The sequence below is a fragment of the gamma proteobacterium symbiont of Lampromicra miyakona genome (assembly GCF_059730895.1).
This window is the reverse complement of the sequence record NZ_AP035932.1, coordinates 870,755-886,574: the sequence shown is the minus strand read 5'-3', so window position 1 is coordinate 886,574 and position 15,820 is coordinate 870,755. Positions and strand designations below refer to the sequence as shown.

The 15,820-nt window shown below is 60.2% G+C and carries 14 protein-coding genes; 4 read left to right on the top strand and 10 right to left on the bottom strand.

All coding sequences use genetic code 11. The annotated features are described in order from the left end of the window. Positions 1–102: 102 nt before the first annotated feature. A complete protein-coding gene (locus tag AC6I8P_RS04050; RefSeq protein WP_021506687.1) occupies positions 103–555 on the bottom strand; it encodes a GNAT family N-acetyltransferase in 453 nt (150 codons plus the stop codon). Then, positions 555–1,808, bottom strand: a complete 1,254-nt coding sequence (gene lysA, locus AC6I8P_RS04045; RefSeq protein WP_498030996.1) for a diaminopimelate decarboxylase — start codon at positions 1,806–1,808, stop codon at positions 555–557. The genes AC6I8P_RS04050 and lysA overlap by 1 nt, the downstream gene beginning before the upstream one ends. Before the next feature lie 110 nt (positions 1,809–1,918). On the opposite strand from lysA, the gene AC6I8P_RS04040 reads away from it, so the two are divergent. Further along, a complete protein-coding gene (locus AC6I8P_RS04040) occupies positions 1,919–2,839 on the top strand; it encodes a LysR family transcriptional regulator (RefSeq protein WP_021506685.1) in 921 nt (306 codons plus the stop codon). Here the strand turns inward: AC6I8P_RS04040 and AC6I8P_RS04035 are convergent. Continuing rightward, positions 2,836–3,999 (bottom strand): MFS transporter, encoded by a 1,164-nt coding sequence (locus tag AC6I8P_RS04035; protein ID WP_059012302.1) that lies wholly within the window; start codon positions 3,997–3,999, stop codon positions 2,836–2,838. The two genes, AC6I8P_RS04040 and AC6I8P_RS04035, sit on opposite strands and share 4 nt — an antisense overlap. A gap of 391 nt (positions 4,000–4,390) precedes the next feature. On the opposite strand from AC6I8P_RS04035, the gene AC6I8P_RS04030 reads away from it, so the two are divergent. Further along, positions 4,391–5,017 carry a serine protease gene (locus AC6I8P_RS04030; RefSeq protein WP_498030995.1) on the top strand — a complete coding sequence of 209 codons (627 nt, stop codon included), beginning with the start codon at positions 4,391–4,393 and terminating at the stop codon, positions 5,015–5,017. 177 nt (positions 5,018–5,194) lie between these two features. Here AC6I8P_RS04030 and lysS read toward each other — a convergent pair whose 3' ends face one another. Together lysS and prfB are read right to left on the bottom strand one after the other, a co-directional pair. Then, positions 5,195–6,715, bottom strand: coding sequence for a lysine--tRNA ligase (gene lysS / locus AC6I8P_RS04025; protein ID WP_498030994.1), 1,521 nt, complete (start codon positions 6,713–6,715; stop codon positions 5,195–5,197). 9 nt (positions 6,716–6,724) lie between these two features. Continuing rightward, positions 6,725–7,823, bottom strand: a protein-coding gene (prfB, locus tag AC6I8P_RS04020; RefSeq protein ID WP_104093670.1) for a peptide chain release factor 2 whose coding sequence is annotated in 2 segments (ribosomal slippage) — positions 6,725–7,747 and positions 7,749–7,823 — 1,098 coding nt in all. Because the reading frame shifts where the segments join, the coding sequence is not laid out codon by codon here. A gap of 551 nt (positions 7,824–8,374) precedes the next feature. On the opposite strand from prfB, the gene AC6I8P_RS04015 reads away from it, so the two are divergent. Beyond that, the gene (locus AC6I8P_RS04015; RefSeq protein WP_421039769.1) at positions 8,375–11,137 is read left to right on the top strand and encodes an autotransporter domain-containing protein; all 2,763 of its coding nucleotides are present in this window, start codon (positions 8,375–8,377) and stop codon (positions 11,135–11,137) included. 3 nt (positions 11,138–11,140) lie between these two features. Here the strand turns inward: AC6I8P_RS04015 and recJ are convergent, their stop codons facing one another. From recJ to xerD, 3 genes are read right to left on the bottom strand one after another with little or no spacing between them, the layout of a single operon-like run. After that, positions 11,141–12,868, bottom strand: a complete 1,728-nt coding sequence (gene recJ, locus AC6I8P_RS04010) for a single-stranded-DNA-specific exonuclease RecJ (RefSeq protein ID WP_211726626.1) — start codon at positions 12,866–12,868, stop codon at positions 11,141–11,143. Positions 12,869–12,877: 9 nt separating this feature from the next. Beyond that, positions 12,878–13,591 (bottom strand): bifunctional protein-disulfide isomerase/oxidoreductase DsbC, encoded by a 714-nt coding sequence (dsbC, locus tag AC6I8P_RS04005; protein ID WP_021506677.1) that lies wholly within the window; start codon positions 13,589–13,591, stop codon positions 12,878–12,880. Between the two features lie 22 nt (positions 13,592–13,613). Further along, on the bottom strand, positions 13,614–14,507 hold the full coding sequence (gene xerD / locus AC6I8P_RS04000; RefSeq protein ID WP_058757089.1) for a site-specific tyrosine recombinase XerD: 894 nt from the start codon (positions 14,505–14,507) through the stop codon (positions 13,614–13,616). A gap of 100 nt (positions 14,508–14,607) precedes the next feature. Between xerD and fldB the strand changes: the two genes are divergently transcribed. Beyond that, the gene (fldB, locus tag AC6I8P_RS03995) at positions 14,608–15,126 is read left to right on the top strand and encodes a flavodoxin FldB (RefSeq protein ID WP_010616927.1); all 519 of its coding nucleotides are present in this window, start codon (positions 14,608–14,610) and stop codon (positions 15,124–15,126) included. On the opposite strand, the gene AC6I8P_RS03990 is transcribed toward fldB, so the two are convergent. Together AC6I8P_RS03990 and sdhE are read right to left on the bottom strand one after the other, a co-directional pair. After that, entirely contained in the window at positions 15,123–15,542 is a 420-nt protein-coding gene (locus AC6I8P_RS03990) for a protein YgfX (RefSeq protein WP_058775873.1), read from the bottom strand. The two genes, fldB and AC6I8P_RS03990, sit on opposite strands and share 4 nt — an antisense overlap. Continuing rightward, positions 15,517–15,783 carry an FAD assembly factor SdhE gene (gene sdhE / locus AC6I8P_RS03985; protein WP_010616925.1) on the bottom strand — a complete coding sequence of 89 codons (267 nt, stop codon included), beginning with the start codon at positions 15,781–15,783 and terminating at the stop codon, positions 15,517–15,519. Before sdhE ends, AC6I8P_RS03990 begins: the two co-directional genes overlap by 26 nt. Positions 15,784–15,820 lie beyond the last annotated feature (37 nt).

Below are 15,820 nucleotides of genomic sequence, written 5' to 3'. Positions count from 1 at the left end.
TAACCCTCTCCCTGAGGGAGAGGGAACGTTCCAGAGCGCGGTCAGCCCCCTCGCCCGCTTGCGGGAGAGGGTTGGGGTGAGGGCCAGCGTGCACCCAACCCACTATAAATCCTGCGAATACACCTTCACCTGCACCTCAGGAAACTCCAGCGCATCACACTGATACTGCCAGCCGAATCGCTCGTAGTAGCCGCCAAACGTCGACCACAGCCACACCGTTGCATAGCCGCGCTGGCGGGCATAATCCAGCACGTGCTGCTGCAGGGCGGCACTCAGTCCCTGCCCGCGCGCCGCTTCATCCACATACAGCGCGGCAACCCACGGATAGAGATCCTGACGGCTAATTAAATCACAGCGCCAGAACCCTACCGTGCCGTGCGGCACATCATCCTCGTCCAGCGCAACAAAGGTCACCGGAAACGCGGCACCGTTCAGGCTACTGCGAACAATGCTGTCGTAAAACGCGCGCGAGGTGCCATCACCAAACGCCTGCCACAGCCAGTCGGTGATCTGGCTGGCGTGATGCGGCACGCTGCTGAGCGGCACGATGCGCATCAGTTCAGCTCCAGCGCCAGCAGTTCCTGAATGGTCTGCGCACGGCGAATCTCACGCGGCACGCCCTGCTCAAACAGCACTTCCGGGATCAGCGGACGGCTGTTGTAGTTGGAGGACATTGATGCGCCGTAAGCGCCGGTATCATGGAACACCAGATAATCGCCGACCTGTGCCGCTGGCAGCGCGCGGGTTTCCACTTTGCCGCCTTCCAGCTGGGTAAACACATCTCCCGACTCACACAGCGGCCCGGCCACCACGCTCTCCACATGCGCGTCACCCGGCGCGCTGCCATCGGCAGGCAGCAGCGAAATATGGTGATAGCTGCCGTACATCGACGGACGCATCAGATCGCTGAAACCGGCATCCACCAGCACAAAGTGACGGCTGCCCATCTGCTTCACCGCCCGCACCTGCGACACCAGCACGCCCGATTCCGCCACCAGGAAGCGGCCCGGCTCGATCTCCAGCTTCACCGCATGGCCGAGGTGCGCAGCGATACGCTCGCGCGCGCCGTTCCACAGCCCGTAATAGTGCTGCGTATCAATCGCCTCCTCACCAAAGCGGTAAGGAATCGACAGCCCGCCGCCCGCCGAGATGGCCTGCAGGTCCTGGCCAAAGGCCACTACCTGATCGACCATCGCGTCGCACACCTGCTGCAGATGGCCGTAATCGACGCCGGAACCAATGTGCATATGTAAACCTACCAGCTGCAGGCCATGCTGCTGGATCGCCGCCAGCGCCAGCGGCAGATCGCTGTGCCAGATGCCGTGCTTACTGTTTTCGCCGCCGGTATTGGTTTTCTGGCTGTGACCGTGGCCAAAGCCCGGATTAATGCGCAGCCAGACGCTGTGACCCGGCGAAACCGCGCCGAGCTGATGCAGCATATCCACGGAGCCGGCATTCACCGGCACCTTCAGCTCGGCGATGCGCGCCAGCGTCGGTGAGTCCAGCACATCGGCGGTGAACACAATATCCTCGCCGCCCGGCTGAAAACCGGCGGCCAGCGCACGTTCGATCTCGCCGAGCGAGACCGAATCGACCTTGACGCCGGCAGCGCGCATCAGGCGCAGAATATGAATATTCGAGCAGGCCTTTTGCGCAAAGCGCACCACGTCAAACGCGCTGAGCTGCGCAATACGCTGCTGAATGATTTCGGCATCGTAAGCCCAGAACGGGCCGCTGTAGCGCTGCGCCAGCGGCAGCAGATTTGTGGCGTTAAGCGCCGTCTGGGAATCATTAAGTGGACGTGGCATGAGCATTCTCCTGAGTCGTTGCTGTCATTTAGCCACAGCACAGTGATGCAGAAAAATATCTGTTTAAGCATCAGCTATGCAAATATGATATGGATGACATGGAGGCGACGATGGCAAAAATTAACTGGCGGCATATCGAAATCTTTCACGCGGTGATGACCAGCGGCAATCTGACCCAGGCTGCCACGCTGCTGCACACCTCGCAGCCAACGGTGAGCCGCGAACTGGCGCGGCTGGAGCAGCAGCTGGGCTTACAGCTGTTTGAGCGGGTGCGCGGCCGCCTGCAGCCCACCGTGCAGGGGCTGCGGCTGTACGAAGAGGTGCAGCGCTCGTGGTACGGTCTGGATCGCATCATGGATGCCGCCGAAGGGCTGCGCAATTTCCGCCAGGGCGAGCTGTCCATCGCCTGCCTGCCGGTTTTTTCCCAGTCGCTGTTACCGCCGCTGCTGCAGCCGTTTTTACAGCGCTATCCGCAGGTGAGCCTGAATATTATTCCGCAGGAGTCGCCGCTGCTGGAGGAGTGGTTGTCGGCGCAACGCTACGATCTCGGTCTGACCGAAACCCAGCATGCACCCGCCGGGACTGAACGCCTGGCATTGTTGACCTGTGATGAAGTGTGCGTGCTGCCACCGCAGCATCCGCTGTGTCAGCGGGCGGTGCTGACGCCGCAGGATTTTCACGGTGAAAACTATGTCAGCCTGTCGCGCAGCGATAGCTATCGTCAGTTGCTGGATGCGCTGTTCCATGAGCAGCAGGTGGAGCGGCGGCTGGTGCTGGAGACGCACAGCGCCGCATCGGTGTGCGCGATGGTGCGCGCCGGAGTGGGTATTTCGATTGTTAATCCGCTGACGGCGCTGGATTACGCCGACAGCGGTGTGGTGATGCGCCGCTTCAGTATTGCCGTGCCGTTCACGGTGAGCCTGGTGCGGCCACAGCATCGGCCGGCATCGGCGCTGGTCGATCACTTCTGCGACCACCTGCAGCAGCAGGTGGCCACCTTTCCGCAGCGCATCGCCCAGCGGCTGGCTTAAGCGCGCACCGTCTCGCGCTGACCGCCCGATTTGCGGAAGGTCAGCAGACAAACCACTAATCCCGCTGCCGCCAGCGCTGCTGCCGCGACCGGCACCGCCGTCAGGCCATAGCCTTTGTCGATCACTGCGCCGCCCACCCACGCACCGAGTGCGTTACCGACGTTAAAGGCCGAGATGTTGAGCGTCGACACCAGATTTGGCGCCTCTTTACCGTGGCGCACCACGTTGATTTGCAGGCCCGGCACGGTGGCGAAGGTCGCCATCGCCCACAGGAACAGGGTTACCTCTGCCAGCCACAGCGCATGGCTGGTCCAGCTGAACAGCAGCGAAAACACGGCGATCAGCGAGAAGCTGAGGATCAGGCTGAACGACACTTTCCAGTCCGCCAGTTTCCCGCCAACAATGTTACCCACCGTCAGGCCGGCGCCAATCAGGAACAGCGTCCAGCTGACACCGCGATCGCTGATGCCGGTCACCTGCAGCAGCAGCGGCGCAATGTAGCTGAACAGCGCAAACATCGCGGCGGCAAAACACACTGTCATAAGCAGTGACAGCCACAGTTTGCCGTTGGCCAGCGCGCTGATTTCGCTCGCCAGGTGCACCGGTTTTTCATCTTTGTTAGTCGGCAGGCTGACAATCAGCGCGATGAACGCGAGGATGCCGATAATCGCCACGCCCCAGAAGGTGGCGCGCCAGCCAAACAGCTGACCAAACCAGGTGCCGAGCGGCACGCCCAGCACGTTGGCCAGCGTCAGACCGGTAAACATCAGCGCCACCGCCGACGCCTGACGGCTCGGCGCCACCAGGCTGGCCGCGACCACTGAACCGATGCCGAAGAACGCACCGTGACACAACGCGGTAATGACGCGCGCCAGCATCAGCAGGTTATAGGTATAAGCCAGCGCACAGAGTACGTTGCCGATGATGAAGATGATCATCAGCAGAATCAGGGTACGTTTACGCGGCAGTTTCGCGGTCAGCAGCGCCATGATTGGCGCGCCGATAGCCACGCCCAGCGCATAGCCGCTGATCAGCCAGCCCGCAGAAGGAATCGACACCTGCAGGTCACCCGCCACTTCCGGCAGTAACCCCATGATGACGAACTCCGTGGTGCCGATGGCGAACGCACTCAGCGCCAGCGCCAGTAATGCAACAGGCATAACACACTCTCCCAAAATAATTTTGCAGGCGGGCCGCACGACGAACGCCGTACGGTTAAGACAGACGCGTATCCCTCCGACAGTGCGGAGATGTTTATTTTTGAACTGCGTCACAGTCTGCTATTAAAGCACAGCCTCTGACTCTCAACCACCCGGGCGGCAGCAAGGCTATTTTGCCTGCGCGGCAATAATGCCGGCGCTAAAAAGTGTCGCTTATGCATCACTGAGACAGGACGGCGATAACAGACTACGCTTGATAATAGGTTGTGATCGCTGTCACAGCGACGGCGCTTTCTGGCGTTAAATCAGGCAGTAAAGGATGGTCGCACATTGCCGATACCCCAATGGATTGCCCGGTAATGCGGCGTCAACACAACAGGGGGACAGAGTTATGCGATGGATCATCGCGCTGACGATCGGCGGCTTAAGCGGCTGCTCGGTCGGGCACTATGAATACAGCTCAGAAGCGGCCAGGCGCGTCGATATGACCGTCACCGGCATCCCCACCGTGCTCGGCATGGGTGCGCTGGGCACCACTATCCCCCTGACGCGCGAATACAGCCTGACGGCGGCGCACGTGGCCAAATATTCGCTGTATCGGGTGAAGGCGTGGCATCCGGAGTGCGATATCGCCGTGGTTTACCATGCGAATAAAGAAGCCAACCTGCCCCCGCAGTTCCGCAACAGCCATATCGGCGACAACGTTAATCTGTATGGGTATAGCTTTATCTCCGCGCTGCCGGTGGCATCAAGCGGCAAAAACCTGATCAATACGACGCTGAGCAATGACTGGAATAAGGCCAGCTGCGTGGTGGTGGCGGCCAATGCCGGCGTGGTGAAAGGCATGTCCGGCGGCGCGGTGTATAACGCCAGCGACGACACGCTGGCCGGGGTGATTGTCGGCTATAGTAGTCGGATTGATGATAATAAAAGCGGCAAAACGCTGTTTAAAGATGTGGCGCTGTATGTGCCTTATGCGCGGTTCCAGTCGTGGCTGGAGGGCGTGGTGAAGTCTTAGGTTGGGTGCGCGCTGATGCCCTCACCCCGGCCCTCTCCCACAGGGAGAGGGAGAAAACCAGAGCGGCCTTCTGCCTCGGGGAGAGGGAGAAAACCACAGCGGCCCTCTCCCACCGGGGTACGGGCAAGTCCCCTCTCCCCATGGGAGAGGGTTAGGGTGAGGGTGAAGGCAACCTGATTACTTACCGGTCGGGCGCAGAGCCGGGAACAGGATCACGTCACGAATGGTGTGGCTGTTGGTGAACAGCATGACCAGACGGTCAATACCAATGCCCAGACCCGCAGTCGGTGGCAGACCGTGCTCCAGCGCGGTGACGTAGTCTTCGTCGTAGAACATCGCTTCGTCATCACCGGCGTCCTTCGCGTTAACTTGCTGCAGGAAACGCTCGGCCTGATCTTCCGCATCGTTCAGCTCGGAGAAGCCGTTACCGATTTCACGGCCGCCGATGAAGAACTCAAAGCGGTCGGTGATTTCCGGGTTCTCGTCATTACGACGCGCCAGCGGTGACACTTCTGCCGGATACTCGGTGATGAAGGTTGGCTGAATCAGGTGCGCTTCTGCGGTCTCTTCGAAGATCTCGGTCACCACGCGGCCCAGACCCCAGCTCTTCTCCACTTTGATGTGCAGCGTATTGGCAATCGCCACGGCTTTATCAAAGTCATCCAGATCGGCGAGGTCCGTTTCCGGACGGTATTTCTTGATCGCTTCACGCATGGTGAGCTTCTCAAACGGCTTGCCGAAATCGAAGGTGTGGTCACCGTAAGGCACTTCCGTCGTGCCCAGCACGTCCTGCGCCAGGGTACGGAACAGACTCTCGGTCAGTTCGATCAGATCTTTGTAATCCGCATACGCCATATAGAGTTCCATCATGGTGAACTCTGGATTGTGGCGCGGCGAAATCCCTTCATTACGGAAGTTACGGTTGATCTCAAACACGCGATCGAAACCGCCAATCACCAGACGCTTCAGATACAGCTCCGGCGCAATACGCAGGTACATGTCGATGTCGAGCGCGTTGTGATGAGTGATGAACGGACGCGCGGATGCGCCGCCAGGAATCACCTGCATCATCGGCGTTTCTACTTCCATAAAGTCGCGGTTAACCATGAACTGACGAATGCCGGCCATGATTTGTGAGCGAATTTTGAAGGTCTTACGCGAATCGTCGTTGGAGATCAGGTCAAGGTAACGCTGACGGTAACGGGTTTCCTGATCGGCGAGGCCGTGGAATTTGTCCGGCAGCGGACGCAGCGCTTTGGTCAGCAGGCGCAGCTCAGAGATATGGATCGACAGCTCGCCGGTTTTGGTTTTGAACAGCTTACCGCGCGCGCCGAGGATATCGCCGAGATCCCATTTTTTGAACTGCTCGTTGTAGACGCCTTCCGGCAGATCGTCACGGGAAACGTAGATCTGGATCTGACCGCCCACATCCTGCAGGGTGGCGAACGACGCCTTACCCATGATGCGGCGGGTCATCATACGACCGGCTACGCTCACCTCAACGCCGAGCGCTTCCAGCTCGTCGTTCTCTTTGCTGTCATAGTCGGCATGCAGACGATCGGAGGTGGTGTCACGGCGGAAATCGTTAGGAAACGCCACGCCCTTTTCACGCAGCGCGCTGAGTTTTTCGCGACGCGCTTTCAGTTCGTTGTTTAACTCAAGGGCGGCATCAGCGCTCTGCGGTTGTTGTTCAGACATGTCGGTTCCTTATAGCCCTGCTTTTAAACTTGCTTCAATAAAACGGTCAAGATCGCCATCCAGTACGGCCTGGGTGTTACGCGTTTCTACGCTGGTACGCAGATCCTTGATGCGCGAATCGTCAAGAACGTATGAACGGATCTGGCTGCCCCAGCCGATGTCCGACTTGTTCTCTTCCGCCGCCTGCTTGTCGGCATTCTTCTTCTGCATTTCGTATTCATACAGCTTGGCACGCAGCTGTTTGAAGGCCTGATCTTTGTTCTTATGCTGCGAGCGGTCGTTCTGGCACTGCACCACAATGTTGGTCGGCAGGTGGGTAATACGCACCGCTGACTCGGTTTTGTTAACGTGCTGACCACCGGCACCCGAGGCGCGATAGACGTCGATACGCAGGTCGGCCGGGTTGATTTCGATGTCGATGTTGTCATCCACTTCCGGGTAAATAAATACCGAACTGAATGAGGTGTGACGACGACCGCCGGAGTCGAACGGGCTCTTACGCACCAGACGATGAACGCCGGTTTCGGTACGCAGCCAGCCGTAAGCGTAATCACCGATGATTTTGATGGTGGCTGATTTGGTACCGGCCACTTCGCCTTCGGACTCTTCGATGATCTCGGTTTTGAAGCCTTTGGCTTCCGCCCAGCGCAGATACATACGCAGCAGCATGCTGGCCCAGTCCTGCGCTTCGGTGCCGCCGGAGCCGGCCTGAATATCCATGTAGCAGTCGGCGCTGTCGTATTCGCCGGAGAACATGCGGCGGAACTCCAGTTCACCCAGCTTCACGTCCAGCGCGTCCAGCTCGACCACGGCTTCGTTGAAGGTCTCTTCGTCGTCGGCTTCAACCGCCAGCTCCAGCAGACCCTGCACATCTTCCAGCCCCTGCTGCATCTGGTCGAGCGTTTCAACTACCGCTTCCAGCGAGGCGCGCTCTTTGCCCAGCGCCTGCGCGCGTTCAGGTTCGTTCCAGACGTCCGGCTGTTCCAGCTCGGCGTTTACTTCTTCGAGGCGTTCTTTCTTGGCATCGTAGTCAAAGATACCCCCTAAGAACGCTGCTGCGCTCGCTGAGGTCCTGGATACGATTTTTGACCGGATTAATTTCAAACATGGCTTTTCAGTCTTTTTTGACGATTCGGTGAGAGGAGATAAAAGTAACGCGCTAGTTTACCCGAAAGCGCGCCTGGTTTGTAGCTTTGCACATCAATGGCTATACCGCGTATGAACCGGCAGAAAATAATTGCGTCAGTTCTGGAAACCGGCAGGTAGCGTGGTTGCCAGAAATCCCGCTGTCACTCGCCACCTACGCGGTGCGCCTTCAGAATTTTCCTACATAATCACGGCAATAAACGCCAGCTGGCGTCATTAAACACCATGATTTCTCAAACAAAATCGTTAAAACTCCACCATCAGAAATGTCTGGTTCGAAGCGTGATATAGCGCGATTAGCCTGCGCAATGCTGCGCTGTCCTGGCCATCAACCGGCCAGTGCGCACCTTATCCTTTCTGCACCCTGGCGGAATCCCAGGGGTTCGTGCTTCATCTATTGCGTTCTGTCTGTCAGCCACGTTGCTCAGGAGTATTCGTGACAGGGAAAGACTGCATTCAGGCCCGTTAACGTGAACGGGCGACAACATGCCCTGAGAGGCATGAGGAGTTGCCATGCATTATCCTGTTGTTACTTTTCGACCCTCACCGCGCCTGCTGGCGCTCCTCATCCCGTTTCTGCTCAGCGCCTGTGGTGGCGGTGGTGGCGGCGGCGGTAGTAGCGGCGGCGGCAGCACCCTGACCCCGGTCACGCCGGTCGTTGAACCTGCGGTGCCGGCCACGGCCGCCAGCAATAAAGTAGGCATCATTGACTCTGGTCTGGCCCCGGGCCGCAGCGAAATTAATTACGCCAACGTGAATTTCTCCAGTTATGTCAACAGCAACACCGCGCTGAATGACAACATGGGGATCAACGGGCACGGCACGCTGGTGGCGATGACGCTGCTGGGGCTGTCGCCTGACAGCGCGCTGTATGTGGCGCAGGCGTCACAAAATAATATTTTCAGCTACGACAATACTGCGCGCGCCGTGCAGGGCTTAGTGGCACAGGGCGTACGCATCTTCAATATGTCCTACGGTTCGCAGGAGCGCCTCACCAGCCAGCAGGCGTTAACCGATGCGCGCCAGCGCTATCAGTCACTGTATCAGGGGCTCAACGCGGTGGCTGCGGCAGATGGGCTGGCGGTGATGATCACCGGCAACAACAGCGGCGCCACGCCGGCACCGGACGTGCTGACACCGCTGATGTATAACGACCCGCAGCTGGCACGTAATCTGCTGGCGGTGACCGGTATCCTGAGTCATACCGGTTATGACCTGCCAGGCCGCGCAGCCGGCACCGGACCGTTTGACGCCTGCGGCGCGGCCGCCGCGTGGTGCCTGACCGCGCCGGGCTATACCGATTACCTGTATCAAAACTCCGACGGCAGCTGGGTGCAGGCGCGCAGCTACGGCACCTCGTTTGCCGCACCGCGCGTGACGGCTGCGGCCTCGCAGCTGCTGCAGCGTTTCCCGTGGATGAGCGGCCATAACCTGCAGCAAACCCTGCTGACCACCGCCACCTACCGCAGTGATGCGCACGATAACGTCGCCGACAGCGCCAACGGGCGGCCATACAATGAGACGTTCGGCTGGGGCGATCTTAACGCCGCCAAAGCCTTAAACGGGCCGGGACAATTCTGGGCAGAGGACTTCAGTGCGCGCCTCGACGGCGGCCAGTATGTGTTCAGCAATGACATCAGCGGCGATCGCGGGCTGGTGCTGGACGGCAGCGAACGCGGCGGTACGCTGCAGCTGACCGGCAACAACAGCTATCAGGGCCTGACGCAGGTCTCCGCCAATAGCCTGCTGATTGACGGTACGATTGCCGGCAATGCGCTGGTAAACGGCAGCGGCAAACTGGGTGGCAGCGGACGCATCGGCGGCAATCTGGTCAACCAGGGATCGGTTAACGGCGGCCTGCAGGTAGCGGGCAATTATCAGCAGAGCGCCGACGGTACGCTCAACGTCACGCTGAACAATCCGCTGCGCGTGACCGGCAACGCGGCGCTTGACGGCACGCTAAACCTGGCGCCGCCCTCCGCCAGCTACGTGGTGAAACAGCAGGAAACGTTGCTGACCAGCGGCGGCGGCGTGAGCGGTCAGTTTAGCCAGGTCAATACCGGCGTATTTCTCGACGGTTCCGTCAGCTATGACGCCCACAGCGTTACCGGCCAGCTAACGCGTAAAAACACCGCCGCGGCGGCACAGGCGATGGGAATCGATAGCACCAGCGCGCAGCAAACCAGCCGCAACCTGGAGCAGGCGTTTGAGCTGGCGGACCGCTGGCAGGGTAAGGCGACGCTGAGCAGTGCGCAGCAGTCAGCGCTGGCGGCCGCAGGCGCCTTCCAGACGCTGGCGGACACCCGCAGCGCACAGGCGGCGATCAACTCCCTGTCCGGCCAGGCGCATGCCTCCGGCAATGCGGTGCTGTTCAACGCGCTTGATTATCAGACGCGCCTGCTCAACAACCGCATCGATGATGCCAGCGAACAGGGGCGCTTCGGCTTCTGGCTGGAGAGCGGTCAGCTGCGCGGTTCGCTCGATCAGGATGGCTATCTCGGCAACCGCTATCGCAATACCCTGACCGCGCTGGGTGCCGACAGCGATTTTGGCCTGCCCGGCCTGCGCCTCGGCATCGCCTGGACGCACACTCAGCTTGATGCCACCTATGACGACACCGGCGGCAACAGCCAGAACAGCCTGCAGGGCGTAATGCTGTATGGGCGCTATGCGGTGACGCCAGCCTGGTACTGGCAGGGCAATCTCAGCTATCAGCATGGACGCGACAAACTGCAGCGCCTGGTGCTGCTGGATGAAGCTGCACCGGTCTCCTCTTCCGCCCGCACTGACAGCTGGCAGGCAGCGTTACAGAGCGGCTATCGCTGGACGCTGCAGGAGGATTATCGCATTGAGCCCTATCTCGGCTGGCGTGAAACCGGCCTGCAAACCGGCAGCTTCAGCGACAGCGGCAGCGCGTTTGGTCTGCAGGGCGACGGCGACAGCTATCGCCGCAGCGTCGGTTACGGCGGCCTGAATCTCAGCGCGCGCCAGGACTGGTCGGCGGGCTGGTGGAGCATGCTGAGCCTGTATGGCGAATACCAGTACGCGTTCAGCAATCCGTCGATGGACGTCAGCGCGCGCTGGAGCGGCTTCGGCAGCGGTCAGCAGAGCTTTACCATCCCAGGTATGCAGCTCGATCGCCGCTCGCAGTGGTTTGGTGCGCGGGTTGATCTGGTGCAGTCGGCACGCGCGCGGCTGTTTCTGCGTGCCGACCGCCACGTGGCCGATCGCGGCGATGAGAAGGTGCTGCGCGGCGGTGTCGACGTCACGTTCTAAAGGTTACGACTGCGGCCAGATATGGTCGATGATCAGCTGTACCGAGCGATTGCCGCGGTATTCGTTGATATCCAGCTTGTAGGCCAGCTGCACCTGACGCACGCTGCTGTCTGGCCACAGGCTGGTGTCGACGTTAAAAGCGATACCATCCAGTAACGGGCCGCCGCCCAGCGGCTCGACCATCACCTTAAGGTGACGCTCGCCCACCAGACGCTGCTGCAACAGCTTAAACTGACCGTCGAACACCGGCTCCGGAAACGCCTGGCCCCAGGGGCCGGCTTCCCGCAGCATTTCCGCGGTGTGCAGGGTGAACTCCTGCGCATGCAGTTCGCCATCGGACCACATCACGCCCTGCAGCGCCTCGCCTTCCAGCCATTCGTCGATCAGCGCGGCAAAGCGCTGGCGGAACTCATCGTACTTCGCCTCTTCCAGCGACAGCCCCGCCGCCATGGCGTGTCCGCCAAATTTGATGATCAGGCCAGGATAGAGTGTGTCGATACGTTCCAGCGCGTCGCGCAGGTGCAGCCCGGCAATCGAACGGCCAGAGCCCTTCAGCGTGCCGTCACCGGCGGGTGCGAAGGCGATCACCGGGCGGTGGAAGCGCTCTTTCAGGCGTGACGCGAGGATGCCAACTACGCCCTGATGCCACTCCGGGTGATAAAACGCCAGCCCGAGCGGCAGATCGCGATGCTGGCGCTCCAGCTCATCGCACAGCGCCAGCGCCTCGCTCTTCATGCCCTGCTCAATCTCTTTGCGCGTCTGATTGAGCGCATCAAGTTCGCTGGCCAGCATGCGCGCCTGGGCAATATCTTCCGTCAGCAGCAGCGCAACGCCAACCGACATGTCGTCCAGCCGGCCGGCAGCATTGAGGCGTGGCCCGACGGCAAAACCGAGGTCGCTGGCCGCCAGCTGACGCGCATCGCGGTTAGCAATCTCCAGCAGCGCGCGGATGCCGGCACGGCATTTGCCGGCGCGGATGCGGCTCAGCCCCTGCCACACCAGAATGCGGTTGTTGGCATCCAGCGGCACCACGTCGGCCACGGTACCGAGCGCCACCAGATCCAGCAGTTCGGCCAGATTGGGTTCACTGCGCCCGTCGCTGAACCAGCTCTGCTGACGCAGATGGGCACGCAGCGCCAGCATCAGATAAAACGCCACGCCGACGCCCGCCAGCGAACGTGACGGAAATGCGCTGTCGCTCAGGTTAGGGTTAACGATGGCCTCGGCCGCCGGCAGCGTTTCGCCCGGCAGATGGTGATCGGTGATCAGCACCGGAATCCCGTGCTGGTGCGCGGTGTCGACGCCCGCGTGCGACGAAATGCCGTTATCCACGGTGAGGATCAGCTCGGCGCCACGCGCGCGCGCCTGCTCCACCACTTCCGGGCTCAGGCCATAGCCGTCCTCAAAGCGGTTCGGCACCAGATAATCGACGTTGCCGCCCATGCTGCGCAGCGCCAGCACGGTGAGCGCAGTGCTGGTGGCACCATCGGCATCGAAATCGCCCACCACCACGATGCGGCGTTGCTGCTGCAGCATCTGGTGCAGCAGCGTCACGGCGCGCTCAATGCCGCCAAGGCTTTGCCACGGCAGCAGGAATTTCGCGCCGCGTTCCAGTTCGGCGGCGTCTTTGACACCGCGCTGCAGGTAGAGACGACGCAGCAGCGGCGGTAAATCATCGGGTAACTGCGCGTCGGCCTGGGCTTCACGCCGACGCAATTCTACAGAGTGCATCACTGTGTCTTAACCACCACGCTTCTGGCCGTCCAGCACCTGCTTCAGCTCCTGCGGTCCCTGGTAGCCAGGAATCATCATGCCGCTGTCGGTGAGGATGGCGGGCGTGCCCTGAATACCAAACAGAATGCCCAGCTTGTAGTGCTGGTCGAGATTGATTTTGCAGCTTGCCGGCGCATCCATTTGCGGTGCGTCGCCTTTCATTGCGGCATCAAACGCCTTGTTGCGATCGGCGCTGCACCAGATGGCGGTCATGGCTTTCTCCACCTGGCCGTGCAGGCCTTCACGCGGGAACGCCAGATAGCGCACGGTGATGCCCAGCGCGTTGTAGTCAGCCATCTGCTCGTGCAGCTTGCGGCAGTAACCGCAGGTGATGTCGGTGAACACGGTGATCACGTGCTGCTCTTTCGGCGCTTTGTAGACAATCATTTCCGGTGCCAGCGCGGCGACTTTTTTCTCCAGCAGCTGATTGGTGACATTCACCGGCTGCGCGCCGCTGACATCGTACAGCGGGCCCTGAATCATGTGTTTGCCGTCTTCGGTGACGTACAGCACGCCGCTTTCGGTCATCACCGTTTTGATACCCGGCAGCGGCGACGGCTGGATTTCCGCCTGCTGCATACCCAGTTTTTTCAGTGATTGCTGAATCGCGCTGTCATCGGCATGGGCCAGCGCAGAAAAGGCGCTGACCAGCAGAGCCAGCGTCGTAACGGTTTTTTTCATCTCAAATCCTTGTTGCCGCTGCTCAGGCGCGCGGATGATGCTGTTGATGTAACTGACGCAGGCGCTCGGTCGCCACGTGCGTGTAAATCTGGGTGGTCGACAGGTCGCTGTGCCCCAGCAACATCTGTACGACGCGTAAATCGGCACCATGGTTCAGTAAATGTGTGGCAAATGCGTGGCGCAGCACGTGCGGTGACAGCTTTTCGCTGTCGATGCCGGCAAGGGTGGCATAGTGTTTGATGCGATGCCAGAAGGTCTGGCGTGTCATCTGCTGCGCGCGGTTGCTGGGGAACAGCACGTCAATGGTCTGCCCGTTTAGCAGCCACGGCCGCCCGTGTTCCATATAGTGCTCCAGCCAGTAAATTGCTTCTTCACCTAATGGCACCAGCCGCTCTTTATTGCCTTTACCGATGACGCGCACCACGCCCTGACGCAGGCTGACATCACTCAACGTCAGACCGACCAGCTCAGAGACGCGCAGCCCGGTAGCGTACAGCAGCTCCAGCATCGCTTTGTCACGCAGTTCAAGCGGTATGTCCGTCGCTGGAGCCTGTAACAGGCGCTCGACCTGATTTTCTGACAGGTCTTTTGGCAGGCGCTGCGGCAATTTCGGCGCTGATAACAGCGCGCTGGGATCGTCACTGCGCAGCTTTTCGCGGTACAGATACTGAAACAGACGGCGCATCGCGCTCAGGGTACGCGCTGAGCTGGTGGCTTTGTAACCGCCCTCAATCCGCTCAGCCAGAAACTGCTGTAAATCAGCGGCTTCCAGCGTCAGCAGCGTGCGCTCATGGTGGTGCAGCCAGGCAGTGAGCGTCTGCAAATCCTGACGATAGGACGCCAGCGTGTTCTGCGCCAGGTTGCGCTCAATCCAGAGCGCGTCGAGAAACTGTTCTATCAGATCGCTGTCCTGCACTGTTGCCCCTCGCCGTGTGAAATCGTGCTCATTATGCCTGAAACTGGCCTGCTTCTGGTACAATTGCGCCAGAGTGAGTTTCAGTCAGAGCATTAATTGCATGAATATCGGTCTGTTTTACGGTTCCAGTACCTGTTACACCGAGATGACGGCGGAGAAAATCCGCGACTTTATCGGTGAAGAATTAGTCACACTGCATAACCTGAAAGATGACGATCCGTCGCTGATGGAGCAGTACGATTTACTGATTCTCGGTATTCCGACCTGGGATTTCGGCGAACTGCAGGAGGACTGGGAAGCGGTGTGGCAACAGCTGCCAGCACTCAACCTGCAGGGCAAAATTGTGGCGCTGTACGGCATGGGCGACCAGGTCGAGTACAGCGAATGGTTCCTTGATGCGCTGGGTATGCTGCACGAACTGCTGCTGCCGATGGGCGTGCAGTTTGTCGGTTACTGGCCGCTCGACGGCTACCAGTTCACCAGTAAAAAACCACTGACCGCCGATGGTCAGCAGTTTGTCGGTCTGGCGCTCGACGACGTTAATCAGTTTGAGCTGAGCGAAGAGCGCGTCGAGCAGTGGTGCGAACAGATTCTGACCGAAACCGCCGCGCTGCTTTAATGCGGCGTCGCGCCATCCAGCAAAAAACAGCGGGCGCGTAACGCGCGCCACGCGTCGGGCGGCATGCTGTCGTGCAGCAGCCACAGCCGCCAGCGCTGCCCGCGCCGGTTACGCAGCACCAGCAACACGCCCCACGGTAGCCAGTCCGGCGTCCGTTGCGCCTGCCAGCGCTCACCGCGCCAGTACCAGTCACCCTTGTCATCCAGCATGAGCGCTCCGCAGCGCTGCTGCAGGCGACGCGCGTTACGCCAGTACTGCAGTGTCAGCAGAATCACTACCGCGATCTGAACCCAGGCCCAGCCCGCCGGCCAGCGACAGCTCAGCAACAGCGCGCCACCCAGCCCGAACAGCGTCACATTCAGCACCCGCGCGCTGCGTGACGCGCGCAGATCACATTGCCACCGGCCCGCGTTCACGGTTGCGCTGCTGAATCAGTTTCACCATGCGTTTGAACTCGGGATCGGCCGGTTCGCCGTGGTTCATCATCCAGTTAAACAGGTCCGGATCGTCGCTCTTCAGCAGCGCGACAAACACCTGCTTGTCGCTGTCGCTCAGCGAATCATACTCATATTTAAAGAACGGCATGATCGAGACATCCAGCTCCAGCATGCCGCGACGGCATGCCCACTGGACGCGCGCTTTGTCATGAATATCCATGTGTCTTCTTCCACAGCTGATAACAGTGGCGCTCAGT

What these genes read in the sequence shown, in the direction of transcription:
- fldB (WP_010616927.1), top strand. Translation starts at nt 14,608, where the DNA reads ATGAATATCGGTCTGTTTTACGGTTCCAGTACCTGTTACACCGAGATG.
- AC6I8P_RS04035 (WP_059012302.1), bottom strand. Translation starts at nt 3,999, where the DNA reads ATGCCTGTTGCATTACTGGCGCTGGCGCTGAGTGCGTTCGCCATCGGC.
- dsbC (WP_021506677.1), bottom strand. Translation starts at nt 13,591, where the DNA reads ATGAAAAAAACCGTTACGACGCTGGCTCTGCTGGTCAGCGCCTTTTCT.
- sdhE (WP_010616925.1), bottom strand. Translation starts at nt 15,783, where the DNA reads ATGGATATTCATGACAAAGCGCGCGTCCAGTGGGCATGCCGTCGCGGC.
- AC6I8P_RS04015 (WP_421039769.1), top strand. Translation starts at nt 8,375, where the DNA reads ATGCATTATCCTGTTGTTACTTTTCGACCCTCACCGCGCCTGCTGGCG.
- AC6I8P_RS04040 (WP_021506685.1), top strand. Translation starts at nt 1,919, where the DNA reads ATGGCAAAAATTAACTGGCGGCATATCGAAATCTTTCACGCGGTGATG.
- AC6I8P_RS04030 (WP_498030995.1), top strand. Translation starts at nt 4,391, where the DNA reads ATGCGATGGATCATCGCGCTGACGATCGGCGGCTTAAGCGGCTGCTCG.
- lysA (WP_498030996.1), bottom strand. Translation starts at nt 1,808, where the DNA reads ATGCCACGTCCACTTAATGATTCCCAGACGGCGCTTAACGCCACAAAT.
- lysS (WP_498030994.1), bottom strand. Translation starts at nt 6,715, where the DNA reads ATGTCTGAACAACAACCGCAGAGCGCTGATGCCGCCCTTGAGTTAAAC.
- recJ (WP_211726626.1), bottom strand. Translation starts at nt 12,868, where the DNA reads ATGCACTCTGTAGAATTGCGTCGGCGTGAAGCCCAGGCCGACGCGCAG.
- AC6I8P_RS04050 (WP_021506687.1), bottom strand. Translation starts at nt 555, where the DNA reads ATGCGCATCGTGCCGCTCAGCAGCGTGCCGCATCACGCCAGCCAGATC.